Below are 18,033 nucleotides of genomic sequence, written 5' to 3'. Positions count from 1 at the left end.
AGGTGGTGATGAGCCTCGGTTGTCGTCGATCCGCGCGTGATCCCACCCCAAACACTCAGTGGTTATTGCCGAAATTCTTCGCATTCATCTCTTCTGTGCTGCTGCATTCCGCACAGCCCCCTGCCCTGCTGCCGTTGGCATTGGTGGAAGAAGTCAAGAGCTGACTTGAAGACAAAGAGATTCCCGGGCCACGGTAACATTTCTCCATTCAATCGCTTCCGGAAGAGAGTGATCTCTTTGCACTTTCCCGCCGCGACCAATTTTCAAGGACAATCATGTCGTTTCACCGTTTCGGCTTGCATGCCGATCTGCTCAAAGCGCTCGACCAGTTGGGCTATCATGAGCCGACTCCGATTCAAGAACAGGCAATTCCCGTTGCCCTCACCGGCCAGGATCTCATCGGCTGCGCGCAAACCGGCACCGGCAAGACCGCGGCCTTTGCCCTGCCGATCTTGAACCGGCTGCATCCCATCATGAGCGGCAAAATCCGCGCGCTGATTCTGACGCCCACGCGCGAGCTGGCGGCGCAGATCAATGAAGTCATGCAAGGCCTTATTCAGTACACCAAACTCTACACGGCCGCGATCTACGGCGGCGTCGGCATTCCGCCGCAACAGCGCGCTTTGCGCCTGGCCACCGACGTCATCGTGGCCACGCCCGGCCGGCTGCTGGATCACATGAAGAACGGCGTGGGCCGGTTTGACGGCCTAGAAGTGCTCGTGCTCGACGAGGCCGATCGCATGCTCGACATGGGCTTTCTGCCCGATGTCAACCGCATCATCGCCCGCCTGCCGCAGCAGCGCCAGACCATGATGTTTTCCGCCACCATGCCCAGAGAAATTCTCGAGCTCAGCCGCAAGATTTTGCGCGACCCGGCCACGGTGCAGGTCGGCCGGCAGGCAGCGCCTGCCGAGGGCGTGAGCCAGTTCGCATATCCGGTGCCGATGCATCTCAAAACCGAGTTGCTGATGGCGTTGTTGCAGCAGCATGAGATGGAATCCGTGCTGGTGTTCGCGCGCACCAAGGATCGCACCGAGCGCCTGGCGCGCCGCCTGAAAGAAAGCGGTTTCAAGGCCGCGATGATTCACGGCGACCGCACGCAAGGCCAGCGTTTGGCTGCGCTCGCAGGATTCCGCGAGCGCGCCTACCGCATTTTGGTGGCTACCGATATTGCCGCGCGCGGCCTGGACATCGACGGCATTTCGCACGTGATCAATTTCGACGTGCCGATGACGCCGGAGGACTACGTGCATCGCATCGGCCGCACGGCCCGCGCCCAAGCTGTGGGCGACGCGCTCACCCTGGTCACGCCGGTGGAGGAAAGTGCTTTTTCCGCCATTCAACAATTGATCAAGGCCAAAATCCCGCGCCACACCCTGGCCGGCTTTGATTACAGTCGGGTTTCTTCCGCCACGGCGGAGCCACGCGAACGCCGGCACCGGAGCTTTGCGCCGCGCGGCTATGCCCGGCGCAACGGCGGCCCGGCCGCGGGCCGGTCCCGCAGCCGGCGTTTCGCATTCAATTAGTCATCAATCACACTGATGCTGTTCACATCTAATCTCAGGATGGTTTTCTCATGAAGATTTTCGTTGGCAACCTCTCGCGCCGCGTCACCCCCGATGCCCTGCAACAGATGTTCGAAACATTCGGGCAGGTGACCTCTGCTGAGATCATCAAGGACAAGTTCAGCGGCGAATCCAAAGGCTTTGGCTTTGTGGAAATGCCCGCCAAGAGCGAAGCCGAAGCCGCCATGACCGGCTTGAACGGCCGCGATCTCGATGGCAAATCGCTGAACGTCAATGAAGCCCGGCCGCGCACCAACGACCGGCGCAGCAGCGGTGGCTTCGAACGCCGCGGCGGCAACGGCGGTGGACGCCGTTCCTGGTGAGCCTCGTTCGATGGGAATTTGGGAATGCCGCGCTGCCGCCTGCCGGCAACCGGCATTCCTGGTGTAAAGCAAAGGAACTGAAAGATGAACGTCCTCTTGATTTACCCGGAGTTCCCCGACACGTTTTGGAGTTTCCGGCATGCGCTGCGCTTCATCCGCAAACGCGCCTCGCTGCCGCCCCTGGGTTTGCTCACCGTCGCCGCCATGTTGCCGACGGCGTGGAACAAACGCCTGATCGATCTCAATGTCAGGCAGCTCGCGCCGGAAGACCTGGCCTGGGCCGACTATGCCTTCGTGAGCGCGATGACGGTGCAGCGGCCCTCCGCACAACAGGTGATCAGCCGCTGCCAGGCGGCCGGCGTGAAAGTCGTCGCCGGCGGGCCGCTGTTCACCGCCGAGCACGCCGATTTCAACAACGTCGATCATTTCGTGTTGAATGAAGCCGAGCTGACCCTGCCTCCCTTCCTGCAAGACCTGGCGCACGGCCGCGCCCAGCGCCTCTACTCCACCTCCGAATTTGCCGACATGCTGACCACGCCGGTGCCGCTTTGGCACCTCGCGGAGCTTGACGGCTATGCTTCGATGAGTATCCAATACTCGCGCGGCTGCCCCTACAACTGTGATTTTTGCAATGTCACCACGCTGCTCGGCCACCGGCCGCGCACCAAAAGCGCGGCGCAAATCATCGCCGAGTTGGACAGTCTCTATGCCCAGGGCTGGCGCCGCAACGTCTTCTTCGTGGATGACAATCTCATCGGCAACAAGCGCAGCCTCAAAACCGAGCTGTTGCCGGCACTCATCGCCTGGCGGCAGGGCAAACGCGGCATTTCCTTTTTCACCGAGGCTTCGATCAACCTGGCCGACGACGCGCAATTGCTGGAGATGATGGCCGCTGCCGGTTTCAATTCGGTGTTTATCGGCATCGAAACACCGGAGGAGCAAAGCCTGGCGGAATGCAGCAAAAAGCAGAATCTGCGCCGTGATCTCATCGGCGACGTGAAACGCATCCAGCGCGCCGGCTTGCAGGTGCAGGCCGGTTTCATTCTCGGTTTCGACAGCGACTCACCTTCCACCTTTCAGCGGCTGGTCGATTTCATTCAGCAAAGCGGCATCGTGACCGCGATGGTGGGCTTGCTGCAGGCCCCGCCTGGCACCGCGCTCTACCAGCGCCTCAAGCAGGCCGGCCGCTTGCTCGAGCGCATGTCGGGCGACAACGTCGACGGCACCACCAACATCATCCCGGCGATGAGTCTGGAAACGCTGCGCAAAGGCTACCGTTACGTGCTGGATCACATCTACTCGCCGGAAGCCTACTACCAACGCGTCAAAACCTTTCTGCGCGAATACCAGCCGCCGAAAATCAAAGCGCCGCTGCACTTCCAACACCTCTCCGAGCAACTGCTGGCGCTGCTGCGTTCGATCTACCGCCTGGGTCTGCTGGGCAGCGAACGCGTGCACTACTGGAAGCTCTTTTGGTGGACATTGGCCTGCCGGCCGCGGGTGCTGCCGCTTGCCATCTCACTGGCGGTGTACGGCTATCATTTCCGCAAGATTTGCGAGCTGCGCGTGCAGTGAGGCCGCAGGCGCATGGGGAAGAGGGAATGTTCACCGGCGGTTACCGCCGGAGGAAAGCGCGCCGGCGACCGTGCGGGTGGGCCGTAGGTGACAGTAAAAAAAGCGTTCTGCGCTCTCCTGCTGCCGGAGGGGCGCCAGGCAGAGGTTCAATCCGGCATTCATCACTTCTGGTTTCAACTGACTTTGCGGCCATGCCACGAGGAAAATATGACGAGCAACGGCAATCTGATTTTGGTGGGAACCAAGGTGAGTAACCGGCTGCGCGATCAGCTTGACGCCAGCCTTCCCTCCATGAAGCCATTCTTCAACGAAAAAGATCCGGCGTTTCTGCAGGTGCTGCACATCGATGATGAGGAATACATCGGCAAACTCACGACCAGCGGCGTCTCTCTGGAAATGCTGGGCAACATGCTGCTCAACGTGAAAAGCATGCTCCGCATGATTTGTCCGGCGTTTGTGCTGGCCGATGACGCCATCCGGGTTTTTGCGCTCACGCCGGCGATGGTGGGGTCATTGGCAGCGCTGCGCTAGTTTTCCCGCCGATGAATTGCCGGCAGAAATCTCCGTACAATTTTATGAATTGGGAGTTGTCCGGCGGCTGGGATTTCCGCCGCGGCTTCAGACATTGCCGTGCAGCTTGTAGTTCGGCGCTTCGTGGGTGATGATCACGTCATGCGGATGGCTTTCCCGCAAGCCGGCGGAAGTGATGCGCACGAAGCGGGCTTTTTCCTGCAGTTCGGCGATGGTGGCGGCGCCGACGTAACCCATGGCGGCGCGCAAGCCGCCGGTCATTTGAAACACCACGTCCGCCAGTTTGCCGCGATTCGGCACGCGGCCTTCAATTCCCTCCGGCACCAATTTCTTCCGGCCCTCCTGAAAATAGCGATCGCTGCTGCCCTGACGCATGGCGGCGATTGAACCCATGGCGCGATAGGTTTTGTAGCTGCGCCCCTCCAAATAAATCATCTCGCCGGGACTTTCTTCCGTGCCCGCCAGCATGTTGCCCAGCATCACGGAATCGGCGCCCGCGGCAATCGCCTTGGCAATATCGCCGGTCTGCTTGATGCCGCCGTCGGCAATCATGGGAACATCGAACTTGCGGCACACTTTGGCGCAATCCATCACGGCGGTGATTTGCGGCACGCCCACGCCCGCCACCACGCGCGTGGTGCAAATCGATCCCGGGCCGATGCCCACTTTCACCGCATCGACGCCGGCCTCGATCAGCGCCAGCGCGCCGGCTTCGGTCGCGACATTGCCGGCGATCAAATCGATTTCGGGATAGGCTTCGCGCAGTTGCCGCACGGCATTGATCACGCCCTCGGAATGACCATGGGCGGTGTCGATCACCAATACATCCGCATGCGCCTGCACCAGCGCTGCGGCGCGGTCCAAAGTGTCGCGGCTGACCCCCACCGCCGCGCCCACCCGCAAGCGGCCGCGCTCATCCTTGGCCGCGTTGGGATACATTTTCTTGTTCTTGATGTCCTTGACCGTGATCAGGCCCTTGAGCTTGCCGCGCTTGTCCACGATCGGCAGCTTTTCGATACGATGCTCTTGCAGCAGGCGCTCGGCGGCTTCCAGGGTGGTACCCAGCGGCGCGGTGATGAGATTGTCCTTGGTCATCACCTGGTGAATCGGCAGCTCGACGTTGTCTTCGAAACGCAAATCGCGATTGGTGAGAATGCCGACCAGCAGCTCGCCTTCCACCACCGGAATGCCGGAGATGTGATAGCGGCTCATGAGCTGCAACGCCTCGCGCACGGTGTTGTCGGGCGCGAGCGTGATGGGGTTGTAGATCATGCCGCTTTCCGAGCGCTTCACCGCATCGACTTCGGCGGCCTGCTTCTCGAGGGACATGTTCTTGTGAATGATGCCGATGCCGCCCTGGCGCGCCAGCGCAATGGCAAGGTTGGCTTCGGTGACGGTGTCCATGGCTGCGCTCACCAGCGGAATATTCAAAGCGATGCGCCGGGTAAATCCGGTCTTCAAATCCACCTCGCCGGGCAGCACCGCGGAAGCTTGCGGCACCAGCAGCACGTCGTCAAAGGTCAAGGCTTCACCGATGATCTTTTCCATGTCACAACTCTCCAATGACATTTTCAGCTTCACGCAAAACGGCGCCGCTGGCGAGCAGGCGCGTGGCGGCAGCCAGGTCATCCGCCAGCACGCGATCTTCCATCAACGGCGGCACCTGCGCGCGCACGAGATCGCGCACCGCCTTGGCGGCCGGCCCCGGCGCCAGCGGCAGCCGCAGATCCAGCGCCTGGCAGGCGCAGACCAGCTCGATCGCCAGCACCGTCATGGCATTCTGCACCGCGGTGCGCGCCTTTACCGCGGCGTGCGCGCCCATGCTGACGAAATCTTCCTGGTTCGCCGAGGTCGGAATCGAATCCACCGAGGCCGGATGGCTGAGCACTTTGTTTTCGGAAACTAGGCTGGCGGCGGCCACGTGCGCAATCATGAATCCGGAATGCAGGCCGCTGTTCTTCACCAGGAACGGCGGCAATTCACTCAGCGCGGTGTCCATCATGAAAGCGATACGGCGCTCGCTCATGCCGGCGAGGTGCGTGGCCAGCATGGCGATGAGATCGCAGGCAATCGCCAGCGGGTGGCCGTGAAAGTTGCCGCCGGAGAGCACTTCGTTGTCTTCGGCAAACACCAGGGGATTGTCGGTGGCGGCATTGAGTTCGATGGCAAAAGAGTCGCGCAGGGGTTGGAGATAGTCGCGCACGGCGCCGTGCACCTGCGGCAGGCAGCGCACGGAGTAGGCATCCTGCACGCGCTGGCATTGCAGATGCGAGTTGCGAATCGGGCTGTCGGCCATCAGCCGCCGCAAGTTAGCGGCCACCTGCTGCTGGCCGGCATAGCCGCGCGCCACCTGAATGCGCTGGTCGAACGCCACCGGCGTGCACAACAGCGCCTCCGCGCTCATGGCGCCGCAGACGTCGGCGCTGCGCGCAAGCGTGTGCAGTTGCAGCCAGGCCAGGCTGCCGACCGCGGCCATGAATTGCGTGCCGTTGATCAATGCCAGGCCTTCTTTTGCCGCCAATTCCAGCGGCTGCAAATCGACGAAGCGCAGGGCCTCGCGGCCGCTGACTTTCTGGCCCTGCACCCAAGCCTCGCCGCGGCCGATGAGCACCAGCGCCAAGTGTGCCAGCGGCGCGAGATCACCGGAGGCGCCCACCGAGCCTTTCTCGGGAATCACCGGCAACACGTCTTTGGCGAGCAGGTGGTGCAGATAATGCGCGAGCACGGTGCGGCAGCCGGAATAGCCGGTGAGCAACGCGTTGAGCTTGAGCGCCATCACCGCGCGCACTTCCGGCGCAGACAGCGCCTGGCCGGTGCCGCAGGCATGACTGAGAATGAGATTCGTCTGCAGCGTTTGCAGATCATCCGGCGAGATGCGCACCTCGGCGAGCTTGCCGAAGCCGGTGTTGACGCCGTACATCACCCGGCCACTGTGCAGAATGCCTTCGATTACGCGCCGGGCGCTCTCCATGCGGTTGAGCGCCTCGCCGGATAATTCCAGCTCGGCGCCGCCCTGTGCCACCTGTGCGAGAATTTCCAGCGTGAGGGATTTGCCATCGAGGATGTGCTTCATAAGGTGGCGGATGATAGCGAAGTTTTGAGCCAGAGTCAAACGAATTCTCCCGCCCGCCGCGCCAACAGCGTCTCCTCCTTCACTCATCAACATCAGGGATGTCGCTGGAAGGTCATGCTGCGAGAAACCATTCCAGGCAACGGCAAGCGCGCAGGCCTGGGCGCAGGCTGCAGCATGCCATCGTCAGGGTGAATTGGTTGTCTCGCCCGCATCCCGTCGTAAGAACGATTGGGGAATTCCTCTTGCTTGCGGAGGAAATAGTTCTAATTTTGGCCGGTTCGGAGCACATCGCCGGCTGTCGCGCGCCGCGGCTGCAACTGCTGACGGTTTCAATCGTGCCGGCGTCTCCCCGAGTGACAGCGCAAGCAGATTCATCGCGCGGCAAGAGCTGCAACCGAATTTGAAGCCCACGATGCGAACAACGCCAAGCCTGTTTTATTTGGCGTTCTTCGCGGCTTCGCGGTTCAAAGAATCTGCGCTGTGAAGATAGTTCTTTGGTTTCTTCAAAGTGAAATCGTTGCCTTCAAGGCAAGAAATTTCTCCAACGGATTGAAACAACTCAATGGATATCCGCTGGGTTGTTTCAATCTGTTGGAGATTTCCTTTGTGTTGCGATCCATCCGCCTTGGGGCAATATCATCTCGAATTCCGAAAACAGAAAGCAGCAATTCATGGCAACGGCAGTCGTGCAAGATCCCAGGGTCATCCTGGAGAAAAGGCTGCAAAAGGGAGAGCGGCACTTTACCCTCAACGAAGCGGCGGCCGCGACCGGTTTGTTCATCGACGACGCGCGCAACGCCCTGGAGCAATTGATCCAAAAATACGTGTGCCGGCTGCAGGTCACCGAGAACGGCGATTTGATCTATGACTTCGGCAAAATCCTGCTGCGCCGCGGCGAGAAAACCTGGGCGGAACGGCGCGCGGAGATCGGTGCAGCATTGTGGCGCGTTTTCACCGTGATCTACAAAGCGTGGATCGCGGTCACGCTGGTGGTTTACTTCGTGATCTTCGTGCTCATCCTGGTGGCGCTGGTGCTCGCCTTGAGCAGCCGCAAAAACGGCAAGGGCCGCGGCCTCTCACTGGATTTCGTGGGCGACCTGTTCGCCTCCATTTTCCGCTGGCGCACGCACACCGGCACGGTGTTGTATCGCACCGACCGCCGCGGCTATCGCTACCGGCAGTACGCGCCCAAGCCCTCACCGATCAATCAGAACAAAAAGAGTTTCATTGCTTCGGTGTATGACTTCGTGTTCGGACCCGCGCGCGTGACGATCGACCCGCTGCAGAATCAAAAAGAAGTCGCGGCTTACCTGCGCCAGCAAAAGGGCATCGTCGTGGCCACCGAACTGAGCGCGCTCGCCGGCTGGAACTTCGAGCAGGCCGAGACCTTTCTCACCGACTGTCTGGTGCGTTTCCAGGGCGAAGTGAAAGTGAGTGAAAACGGCGTGCTGTACGGCGAGTTCGACGACATTTTGCGCGGCGTGGGCCAAACTGAGGAGGGCCAGATCGTCTACTATTGGGACGAATACGAGCCGGAATACCAGTTGGCCGGCAACAGCGCCGGCCGCAATCTCGCCATCGTTTTCATGAACGGCTTCAATCTCGCCTTCTCAGTCTACATGATCACCACGCTGGTGCCCAGCCTGCTGCAGGCCCGGCTGCCGGAGGAGATTCTGCCGGGCTTTGGCAGTTGGATCGCGGCGCACGCCACCTCCGCCTATGTCCTGTTGGGCTGGCTGCCGCTGATTTTCTCCCTGCTGTTTTTTGCCATTCCGCTGGCGCGCTGGTTCAAGCTGCAACGTGCCCAGCACCGGCGGCATCACCACAATATTCGCAAGCGCCTGTTCAAAGCCATCTTCCAACAGCAGGGCAAAGCGCAAACGGCCACGGCCATTCAGCAGGCGGTGAACGACCACGCCCGAGAAGAAAAGCTGCCTGAGACTGTCGTCGCCGCAGCCTTGCGTGAAATCGTGCTCGACTTGCCCGGAGAGACGCTGGTCTCGCCGGAGGGCGAAATGCTCTATGCCTTCCCGCGCGTGCAGCGCGAGCTTGCCGAAGTAGTGCACCTGCGCGATCAACGCCGGCCGGAAGCTGCTCTGGGTGGCGTCATTCTGGATTCGGATAACTGACCGGCGTGTCATGCCGCAGTGACTTGTGGAGTGACGCAGGCAACCTGCCTGCAGAGTAGATGTTTGCGCGACGTTTTCCACCAATAGCTGAGGCAATACCGGCGCACCAAAATTCCTGTTGACATTCGGGGGCTTGTTTTTTATATTGGCGCTCGTTTTTGAAACTATCATGAACAAATTTAAGCAATTAGGAAATCTATGGCCCACCATTCTGCTTCCATAAAAAGCATTCGCCAAGACAAGAGCCGGCAGGCGCGCAATCGCAGCTATCGCTCCGAGTTGAGAACCATGACCAAGAAGGTCTTGGCAACCACTGACCAGGCCGCCGCGGAGACGCTGTACCAAGAGGCTTCGTCTCTGTTGGACAAAATGGCGCGCCGGCGCATCATTCACCCCAACAAGGCCGCCAATCAAAAGTCACGCCTGGCGCTGCACCGTAACCGCCTCGCCGCCAAAGCTTCTTGACGTTTTCCCTCGCAGCCGATGCTGAGAAATGCCGGACGTGACGCAGCGCCTGGCATTTTTTGTTTGGTTGAATTCCGGCGGGATCCACCGCGATCCCGGCAGATGAAATCGCATCAAGACCCGTTGCTGGAGGAGGAAAAATGAACGTGAAAACCGTCGGCGTCGTCGGCTGCGGCCTGATGGGCTCGGGCATCGCGCAGATCAGCGCGCAAGCCGGCTACCGGACCATCGTGCGCGAAATGAATGAGCAACTGCTGCAAAAAGGCCTGGCGCGGATTCAGGATTTCCTGGCCAAGAGCGTTGCCAAAGGCAAACTCACCGAAGCGCAGAAACAAACCGTGCTGGGCAATCTCACCGGCACCACCAAGCTGGCGGATCTGTACAGCGCCGATCTCGTCATCGAAGCGGTGAGTGAAAACCTCGCGCTCAAGAAGGAAATCTTCACCGATCTGGACCGCGGCTGCGCGGCGCACGCCATTTTTGCCAGCAACACCTCCTCGTTGACGATCACCGAAATGGCGGCCGCCACCCAACGGCCGGACCGCTTCGTCGGCCTGCATTTCTTCAATCCCGTGCCGCTGATGAAACTGGTGGAAGTGGTGCGCACGATCGCGACCAGCGCCCAAACCTTCCAAACCGCTTTTGCCTTTGCCAAAACGCTCGGCAAGGAACCCATCGCCTGCAAAGACAATTCCGGCTTTGTCGTCAATTTTCTTCTGGTGCCTTACCTGCTGGACGCCATCCGCGCGGTGGAAAACGGCGTGGCCTCGGTGGAGGACATCGACAAGGGCATGATGCTCGGCTGCGGCTACCCCATGGGGCCGTTGACGCTGCTCGATTTCGTCGGCCTGGACACCACCCTCGCCATTGCCAACATCATGTTCGAAGAATTTCACGACGCGAAATACGCGCCGCCGCCCCTGCTGCGCAAGATGGTGCTCGCCGGTTTGCACGGCAAAAAAACCGGCCGGGGATTCTACGATTACTCCGGTGACAAGCCCGTCGTCGTGGATTTGGGGCTGTAGACCGGCCAGCCGTAACCGGCACAGGCGCGAACTCTTCGCCGTTTGCCACAGCAGCTCCCGGCCTCGTCCATTCCGATTACAGCGGCCATGAGCCAAAAAACCCCGGATTACGTCGAAATTGTGCGGAGCGTGACGGAACTACTCGTGCACGGTTTCGGTTATCGCTATGCCCACGGTGCCAGTGCGAGCTTCCAGCAGGAGCGCAGCAACGCCAGCGAAACCCTTCTGCTCGCGCGGCTGCAGGCACGGCCCGGCGCCCCCCCGCTCCCGCAGGCCCTGGCTGAGCTGTCGCCCGCCTCCGCTGCTCCTCCTGCTGCGATTCGCCAGCAACTGCACCGCAAGCTGATCCACGCCGCTCCCTCTCCCCGCCCGGACCATCCGGCTGCGGGCGGGCACTACTTCGATTTTGAGCATCCTGAGAACAACGAATTCCTGCTCGTCGAGCAACTCACCGCGAAAAGCTTCACCGGGCAACAGAAGCTCGATCTGGTCATTTTTGTCAATGGCATTCCATTGGTGGTCGCGGAGATTGCGGCCCCGGGTCCGGCGGGCTTGGGGCAAGGTCTGGCGCGCTTGCAGGAATTGCAGCATCCTGCCGGAGTTCCCCGGCTGTTCCAATGCGTGCAAGTGCTGTTGATTGTCCAAAAAGACGCGGCGTACTATGCCGCGCCCGGTTCTCCGCCGGAGGCCTTCCGCGCGTGGCCGGATCCCTTTCCCCTCAGCTTCGAAGAGCTGCGGCGGTTGCTCGCTTCCCTGCCTTCGCGACCAAACGATTTTCCCACGCCCGCTGACGCGCTGGTGGCCGGTCTGCTGGCGCCCGGCAATCTCCTTGATCTGGTGCGAGGCTTTGTCTTCTTCGCGCCGTTTCCAGTTGTGGAACATGCCCGCCTGGCGCGGCCGCATCAATGGCAGGCGGTGCAACTGGCCGTGCGCCACTTGCTGCGCAGCGCAGGCGCGCCGGCCTGGCCGGATAACGGCGGCATCATTTGGCATCCGTTGGGAACCGGCAAAATCAAAACCCTGAGCGCGCTGGTGGTGAAATTGCGGCGAATCGCCACCTTTCACCAGACCACGCTGTTGCTCATCACCGATTGCGAAAAAAGCCGGCGCCAGCTCGTCGAGGCGTGTGAGCATCACGGCTTGCCGGCGCCACTGCACGCCGATCAAAGCGATCTCCTGGCGCGACTCCTGCGTCAGCATCCCGGCGCAACGGTTCTGGCCAACACCGACTGTTTTGCGGAGCATACGGAGACTCGCGTCGGCCAGCCGGAAGCAACGGCGCAACCGCCCGCCCGCGCCCTCATCGCACTCATCGATTGCCATGATCACGGCGAAGCGTCGGAATGGTCCGGCCGCTTCCGGCGCGCTTTGCCGCAGGCCTGTCTCGTGGGATTGACGGCCACGCCCGCGCCACGCAACCGGCAACAGTTCCCTGTGGGCATGCGCGATTATCTGCACCTCTACACCTACCGCCAAGCCCGGCAGGACGGCCTGTTGGTGCCGGTCTATTGTGAAAGCCCGCTGCCGGAACGGCAACCCCAGCAAACCACTTCGACCACTCCCGCGCCGGCCGCAACCGGGCACCCCGTGCGCGAGGTGCAGGTGGCGCTGCAATTCGATCGCATCAGCGCCATCGCCGCGAACCTTGTTGAGCATTTCCAGCACAACGTTGCCGCCAATGGCTTCAAAGCCATGCTGTTGACTTGCAGTGATCAAGCCACGGCGCTCTACTATCAGGCGCTGGCTGCGCACAACCTTGCGCCGGTGGCAGTACGCTTTGCGCAACCGCCGGCAACAGACAGTTCCTGGCGCGACCTTTATCTCAATATTCCCGATCACAGTCATGCCCTGCACCGGCTGCACACCGAATCCGGCCCGCTGCTGCTGATCACTTCTTCCGCTGCCGGATTGGCAACACCGCCACCGGAACTGCAGGCGATTTATCTCGATCAACCTGCCACCGGCGCGCGCTTGCTGCACTTCGCCGGCCTCACTGCCGGCATGGGTGCGCCATTCAAGATGAACGGCCTGCTGGTGGATTACTGGGGCGTCACCGCGAACCTCGAGGAAGCGCTGGCGGAATTCGATCCGCAAGAGGTGCAGCATGTGCTCGCGCCGCGCTTTGCCGAAGCCCGTTTCGAAGAGTTGCAGCGGTGCCACCTCGCGGTGCTCGCTTGTTTCGAAACCCATCTCTCCCGCCTGAGCACCGAGCAGTGGCTGCTCGCGCTGACGCCGGCGGAAGCGCGCCAAACCTTCAGCAAAACCTTCCTCGCCTTCGTCCGCCTGCTCGATGCCTTGCTGCCGCACGCGCAAGCCCGCAAGCTGCTGGGCGAAGCGCGCTGGTTTGATTCGATCCGGCAGGAAGCGGCAAGTTTCTACTTTGATGATTCCCTGGCGAGGGCGCAGCCGAGCCCCAAAGTCCGGGACTTGATGGCGCGCCACGTCGAAGAAGTGCCGCAGCTCAGCCTCAAGGAGTATGTTTCGGTTTATGACAAGAGCTTCGAGATGGAGGTGGAACGCCTGATCTCGCCGCTGGCAAAGCTGGCCCGGCTGCAACACGCGCTGCTGCATGAAACCAATCTGCGCCGCGCCCGTGATCCCGCATTTTTTGAAGCGCTGCTGCAACGCACCGAGGAGATTCTGCGCGAGCGGCTGCAAGGCCGCAGCGATGACGACGCGACGCAACGCCGGTTATGGGAGCAGATCACGATTTTGCGCGCCGGCCCGGCGGCGACTGCCGCTGCGCTGCATCTCTCTGAAGATGCTTTTGCGGTGTTTGGGATCCTGCAGAAGGCCCTCGCCGCCGATACCGCCGAGGCCACGCAACGGCGGGAACAACATCGCGCCATGGCGAATGAAATGCTCGCTGCCGTCACGCCCGCGCTGGGAATCATCGATTGGAACATCAAAGAAGATCTCCAGCGCGAAATGCGGCGCCAGCTCAAGCGGGTGCTGCGTAATGCCCGCTGCCCCAGCTCGGCCGTAGAGCCGCTCACCGCGGCCGTGATGCAGCTCATTCACGCGCGCTTTGGCAAGAAGGTGGTGTATCGGCGATCCTGACCGCGCGACGCTGCCAGTCTGCCTCAATTTGTCCACCAGCCGCAGCGAAGAAAGGCGCTGGGTTAGCACAGGTATTCAGGAATTGAAAAGGCAGAATAATGAAAAGTAGCGCAGGCAACGGCTCACCGAATTATGCCGGTTTCTGGGTCAGGCTTGGAAGCCTCAGTCTCGACGGCATCGTTCTTCTACCGATACCGTTGCTTTACTTTTCGATTCTGGGAGTGATACACCCGGCACTGTCGACGGGAGCTTATCTGAAATTAGGTTTCTTCTTTCTTTTGGGTTTTGCTGTGGCAGTCATGGTCGTCTACTTTTCCTGGTTCAATGCAGCGGGACGGCAGACGTTGGGGAAAAAGCTGTTCGGGCTTCAAATAACGGATGGCGCAGGCAAACCAATTCCTCTCCGGCAAAGTTTTGGGCGCGCTCTGGCATACTTTGCAGATACCGTAATTCTGGGTGTCGGCCACTTGTTTATCCCGTTCAATCGCAAGAAGCGGGCATTACATGATATGCTGGCAAAAACGTACGTGCTCAGAATTCAACAACGGAGACGCTTTGAGCCGCTTCTGATTGTCATGGCATTGCTTGGGTCTGGCATATGCTCTCTCTGGATCGCAGGGACGATACGCAGCTCCTACCTGCAGACTTTTCGCATATCAACTGGCGCACAAAAGCCCACAATTTTGACTGGCGACTTTATTATGGTTGACAAGCTCTGGGCGAGAAAACAGACGCCAGAGCGTGGAGACATTATCGTTTTCAAATATCCAGTGGACCCGCGGCTCGATTATGTCAAAAGATGCGTCGCGTTACCAGGGGAAAGGGTGGAGATTCGTGCAGGCACGGTTTGGGTGAACGGCACGGAGGAATCGCTTGAGTTGCTCACGCAAGACTATGATTCCGAAGAAGGCCAACATGTTTTGGAATATCTGGCGAGATGGCCAAATGGGCGTTCGTACCGCATTCGACATTATGCCGGCCACGATCGCACCACGGAAAATCACGGCCCGATTGTCGTACCGGAGGATTCATACTTTGTGATGGGAGATAATCGCGAAAATTCGTCGGATAGTCGTTATTGGGGTTTTGTGCCGCAACAGAATATCATGGGGAAAGCAGGGATTGTCTATTGGTCGTGGGATCGCCAGGTCCCGCTTTCTGATTGGATCAAGAAAGTTCGTTGGTCTCGCATTGGTGAGGTTTTGCAGTAGTGGAAGAAAACCTTGATGGCAAATAGAAGCGGTGATCGAACGGTACGTGCGGTGGACTGCAGGGCGTTGGCGTAGGTTTCCTCTCTGCCAGTTCCAACGTATCGTCGTCGAACAAACGCTGCCTCGCCCTGCAGCCGGTGAGGCCAGCGAGGTTCGCGTGCGGCTGCCTTGCTTTGAATGCAGTCCCTAGCCTGCCGTGATTTCCATGACCCTCTCTCGCTTGGCGCTCGCGATCTTCTTGCTGGGCTGCCTGGCCCGGCACAACGTGCTTGCACAAACCGTGGCATTGCCGCCGGACACGTCACCTCTGATTGCAGATTCAGCCCGCCGGGAAGTGCGCATTCGTGCGATCTATCAGCCGGAGAGATTCTCGGGATTCCTGCGCGCAACGCCGAATTATCACCTGCTGGTTTGGCAGGGCGGCGGCGCTGCCGGTGCAGCTTTGTTTCGCACGGTTGTGCCGGACACGGTCCTGATCGCCGCCCTGGAACGCCTCGGCGCCGTGGCCGGCAACAATCTGACCATGGAGGCGTGGAGCAAACGTCACGAGGCCAATCATCCGGCGCCCCAAACCAGAATGGCCGGCACGCGCGTTGACATTCTCGTGGGATGGGAAGGCTTGCCTGAGCCGTTGCCGCTGGCCGCACTGCTCGACGATCCCGGCAAACAGGGGCTCGATTTTCGTTTCGGAGGGAATCGCAGCCTGATTCATCACTGGCATTCGGGATGTTTGGTGTGTTTGTATTCCTGCCCGGGCGCGAAGATCGGCAATGCCGCCTACACCGTGCGCGATTATGCCGTGCACAAGACCAAATTCACCCCCAAAAAAGAAAGGCTGCCCAAGAGCGGCAGCCCAGTCGTGCTTCATTTTCGCATCATTTCTTGAATCGCTGCGCAATGTCAATGGTGCATGGCCGGACTGGCGCGGTTACAATGAGAAGCGGTTCCCACCGGCTGTCATCCGTTGCGAATATCTTGGTCAGCTTTGCAGCGATCCAATTTTGCAGCGGCCAGGATTCGCCGCTGGCGCCAGGCGAGTCGTGCCGCGCCATGGCCTCAGAGTTCCCACAGCAATCCCGCACTGATCACATAGAAATCACTCTTGAGATCACGGCTGCCCGGCAGCGCCTTGAAAGCATAGTCGAGGAAGACATAACGAATGTCGGCAGCCAGGACGGTACTCTTACCCACCGGTAGATCAATCCCACCGCCAAAATGCCAACCAAACTTCTGCGTGGTTTCGTCCTCGATTTCGCCGAATCCCGCTTTGCTTTGATTGAAATCGAACGTGGTGTTGTACCAACCGGCGCCGGCAGTGCCGTGCACCAGGGGAATGGGATAGATCAACGCGGAGGCCATCACCGGCCAGCTCCGCACGGTCAGACCGTCGTTGGAGTATTTCTCCTGGCGATAATTAATTGCGGCCTCGAGCGCCAGCATGGCAGAGAGCGGCAGGCGCAAGGCCGCGCCCGCCATGAGGCGGCCGCGGTCCGCATCCTTTGCTTCTTGATAGCCGAGCTGCGGTCCCACTGCCAGACTCTGTGCGTGGGCCGCGCTGAGGAAGAGCATACCGGCGGCAAGGGTCACCCAGAATGTCTTTGTCATGTTCGACTCCTAAAATGAGCAGTAGCGGTCTCCGTTGCAAATTTGCGCTGGGCCGGGCCAGTGCCGGCCTCGCGTGCCGTTGGTTTGATTTGTTTGGGCGGCTCATATGCCAGTGGCCACGAACATGCTTTGCAAGGCAGCCGTGCGCCGGGAATTTTCCTACTCGGGCACGGCTGCTTTGATATGCTCGAGGCGCGCTGCCATTTGCTCAGCGCGCTGCGTCAGTCGGTCGAGCTCGCGTTCGATTTTCTCGATCTCGGCGTTTTGCTGCAGCCGGCGGGAATCCTGCCGGCTGTAAGCGCCCACCGCCAGCAGCAGAATGACTGCTGCGGCAAGGATATAGAAAACGGCTCGTTTCATCGGCGTCTCCCAAGCATTTGGCTTGTCAAACTTGAGGTGAAACTCGGACTTTTTCCAACGGCTCGAAACACGCCAACCGACAATAGAGCGTACGCCGGGCCGTTTCTGGCGTTGGAAAATTCCTGTGCTGCCTGAAGGGCTCGAGTTCTCAGCTTCTCCAAAAACTTGCCTGTGTCTTACAGCGGTTTTCAATTGGATCAGCAGGTTCGTAGTCCCGCCGCTTGTGGGCGGCTGTCAAGACCAACAAACTCGCGGTTGCCACAGTGCCCCACGAGGCGGCAAGACTACGATTCCTGCGCACCCGTTTGAAAAACGCTCTGATCAAAACGTGAAGCCGCCGCCGACTGCCAATTGCGATTCCCCGATCATCATCAATTTGACATGAAGAAAGGGAGTGGCCGGGCCGCGGCCAAAGCTGACGCCCATCAACAGATTCAAGCCGGAATCGGTATTGCGGAAATCTTCGAGAGCAAAGCGACTGATGCCCAAACCGCCGCCGACCCAGAAGACGGTGCGGCTGCGCGAGGGCAGATCGTAGAGAAAATCCGCGTTGATCGTGAACAGCGAGCCGCGCTCGACCAGCACATATTCAAGATTCGGGTTGAACTGCAGGCGGCGTTCGATCTGGTGTGCCAAGTGGCCGCCGAGAAAGACTTCATCCTGATCCAAATAAACGCCACCGCGCACGCCCAGGCGGGTTTGCGCCGGCGCCGGCACGGCCCACGCCAGGCCACAGAACAGCGCGGTCAGCAGCAGCAAGCGTGCTTTCATCTCTGGCCTCCGGGAAAAGACGATTCAACTTTGCGACGATGCACCTGCAGCAAGTCCACCAGTTGCGGCGCCGAGGAGGCAATCTTGCTGCCGTTACTCTGCGGCAGCCGGGACTCGGCGATGAAGATCAACCGGCTGTGACTGTACTCCGTGAAAAAATCGGTCGGCACTTGCGTGCCGTTCCAATACAACACCACCGTGCCGATGAAGCGTTTGCGGGGTTCCATGTTGTGTGTCCAGGGTTGTGCTTGCCGGAACAATCAGGCTCCGAAACAAACGGCCCGCCAGATGCGAGGTTGGCGCAGTGGGAGGTCATCCCGGTGCAGGCGGGCCGTTCTTG

General features: G+C 60.2%; 16 protein-coding genes. 10 read left to right on the top strand and 6 right to left on the bottom strand.

Annotated elements, in window-relative coordinates:
* Window positions 1–275: 275 nt before the first annotated feature.
* From L6R21_05545 to L6R21_05530, 4 genes are all read left to right on the top strand, one after another.
* Window positions 276–1,526 (top strand): DEAD/DEAH box helicase, encoded by a 1,251-nt coding sequence (locus tag L6R21_05545; protein MCK6558644.1) that lies wholly within the window; start codon window positions 276–278, stop codon window positions 1,524–1,526.
* Window positions 1,527–1,576: 50 nt separating this feature from the next.
* On the top strand, window positions 1,577–1,888 hold the full coding sequence (locus tag L6R21_05540; protein MCK6558643.1) for an RNA-binding protein: 312 nt from the start codon (window positions 1,577–1,579) through the stop codon (window positions 1,886–1,888).
* Window positions 1,889–1,972: 84 nt separating this feature from the next.
* The gene (locus L6R21_05535) at window positions 1,973–3,463 is read left to right on the top strand and encodes a B12-binding domain-containing radical SAM protein (GenBank protein ID MCK6558642.1); all 1,491 of its coding nucleotides are present in this window, start codon (window positions 1,973–1,975) and stop codon (window positions 3,461–3,463) included.
* 207 nt (window positions 3,464–3,670) lie between these two features.
* The gene (locus tag L6R21_05530) at window positions 3,671–3,994 is read left to right on the top strand and encodes a hypothetical protein (GenBank protein ID MCK6558641.1); all 324 of its coding nucleotides are present in this window, start codon (window positions 3,671–3,673) and stop codon (window positions 3,992–3,994) included.
* 87 nt (window positions 3,995–4,081) lie between these two features.
* Here the strand turns inward: L6R21_05530 and guaB are convergent, their stop codons facing one another.
* Window positions 4,082–5,542: an IMP dehydrogenase gene (guaB, locus tag L6R21_05525; protein MCK6558640.1), complete on the bottom strand. Its 1,461-nt coding sequence runs from the start codon at window positions 5,540–5,542 to the stop codon at window positions 4,082–4,084.
* 1 nt (window position 5,543) lies between these two features.
* The gene (hutH, locus tag L6R21_05520) at window positions 5,544–7,067 is read right to left on the bottom strand and encodes a histidine ammonia-lyase (GenBank protein ID MCK6558639.1); all 1,524 of its coding nucleotides are present in this window, start codon (window positions 7,065–7,067) and stop codon (window positions 5,544–5,546) included.
* Window positions 7,068–7,738: 671 nt separating this feature from the next.
* Here hutH and L6R21_05515 point away from each other — a divergent pair.
* The 6 genes from L6R21_05515 to L6R21_05490 all read left to right on the top strand — a co-directional run bounded on the left by L6R21_05515 (window position 7,739) and on the right by L6R21_05490 (window position 15,843).
* Window positions 7,739–9,196, top strand: coding sequence for a hypothetical protein (locus tag L6R21_05515; GenBank protein MCK6558638.1), 1,458 nt, complete (start codon window positions 7,739–7,741; stop codon window positions 9,194–9,196).
* A gap of 198 nt (window positions 9,197–9,394) precedes the next feature.
* Entirely contained in the window at window positions 9,395–9,661 is a 267-nt protein-coding gene (gene rpsT, locus L6R21_05510) for a 30S ribosomal protein S20 (GenBank protein ID MCK6558637.1), read from the top strand.
* A gap of 140 nt (window positions 9,662–9,801) precedes the next feature.
* The gene (locus L6R21_05505; GenBank protein MCK6558636.1) at window positions 9,802–10,686 is read left to right on the top strand and encodes a 3-hydroxyacyl-CoA dehydrogenase NAD-binding domain-containing protein; all 885 of its coding nucleotides are present in this window, start codon (window positions 9,802–9,804) and stop codon (window positions 10,684–10,686) included.
* A gap of 87 nt (window positions 10,687–10,773) precedes the next feature.
* Complete coding sequence (locus L6R21_05500; GenBank protein MCK6558635.1) at window positions 10,774–13,746, top strand: DUF3387 domain-containing protein; 2,973 nt, start codon at window positions 10,774–10,776, stop codon at window positions 13,744–13,746.
* 98 nt (window positions 13,747–13,844) lie between these two features.
* A complete protein-coding gene (gene lepB, locus L6R21_05495; protein MCK6558634.1) occupies window positions 13,845–14,957 on the top strand; it encodes a signal peptidase I in 1,113 nt (370 codons plus the stop codon).
* A 205-nt stretch (window positions 14,958–15,162) separates the two neighbouring features.
* A complete protein-coding gene (locus L6R21_05490) occupies window positions 15,163–15,843 on the top strand; it encodes a YdjY domain-containing protein (GenBank protein ID MCK6558633.1) in 681 nt (226 codons plus the stop codon).
* A 170-nt stretch (window positions 15,844–16,013) separates the two neighbouring features.
* Here the strand turns inward: L6R21_05490 and L6R21_05485 are convergent, their stop codons facing one another.
* The 4 genes from L6R21_05485 to L6R21_05470 form a co-directional block, all read right to left on the bottom strand.
* Complete coding sequence (locus tag L6R21_05485; protein MCK6558632.1) at window positions 16,014–16,562, bottom strand: outer membrane beta-barrel protein; 549 nt, start codon at window positions 16,560–16,562, stop codon at window positions 16,014–16,016.
* 159 nt (window positions 16,563–16,721) lie between these two features.
* On the bottom strand, window positions 16,722–16,922 hold the full coding sequence (locus L6R21_05480; GenBank protein ID MCK6558631.1) for a hypothetical protein: 201 nt from the start codon (window positions 16,920–16,922) through the stop codon (window positions 16,722–16,724).
* Window positions 16,923–17,243: 321 nt separating this feature from the next.
* Window positions 17,244–17,693, bottom strand: coding sequence for a hypothetical protein (locus tag L6R21_05475; protein MCK6558630.1), 450 nt, complete (start codon window positions 17,691–17,693; stop codon window positions 17,244–17,246).
* On the bottom strand, window positions 17,690–17,920 hold the full coding sequence (locus tag L6R21_05470; protein MCK6558629.1) for a hypothetical protein: 231 nt from the start codon (window positions 17,918–17,920) through the stop codon (window positions 17,690–17,692). Before L6R21_05470 ends, L6R21_05475 begins: the two co-directional genes overlap by 4 nt.
* Window positions 17,921–18,033: the final 113 nt, after the last annotated feature.

The organism is bacterium, assembly GCA_023150945.1.
GTDB lineage: Bacteria > Zhuqueibacterota > Zhuqueibacteria > Zhuqueibacterales > Zhuqueibacteraceae > Coneutiohabitans.
The sequence above is the reverse complement of the archived record's forward strand: the minus strand, read 5'-3'. Positions and strand labels throughout refer to the sequence as shown.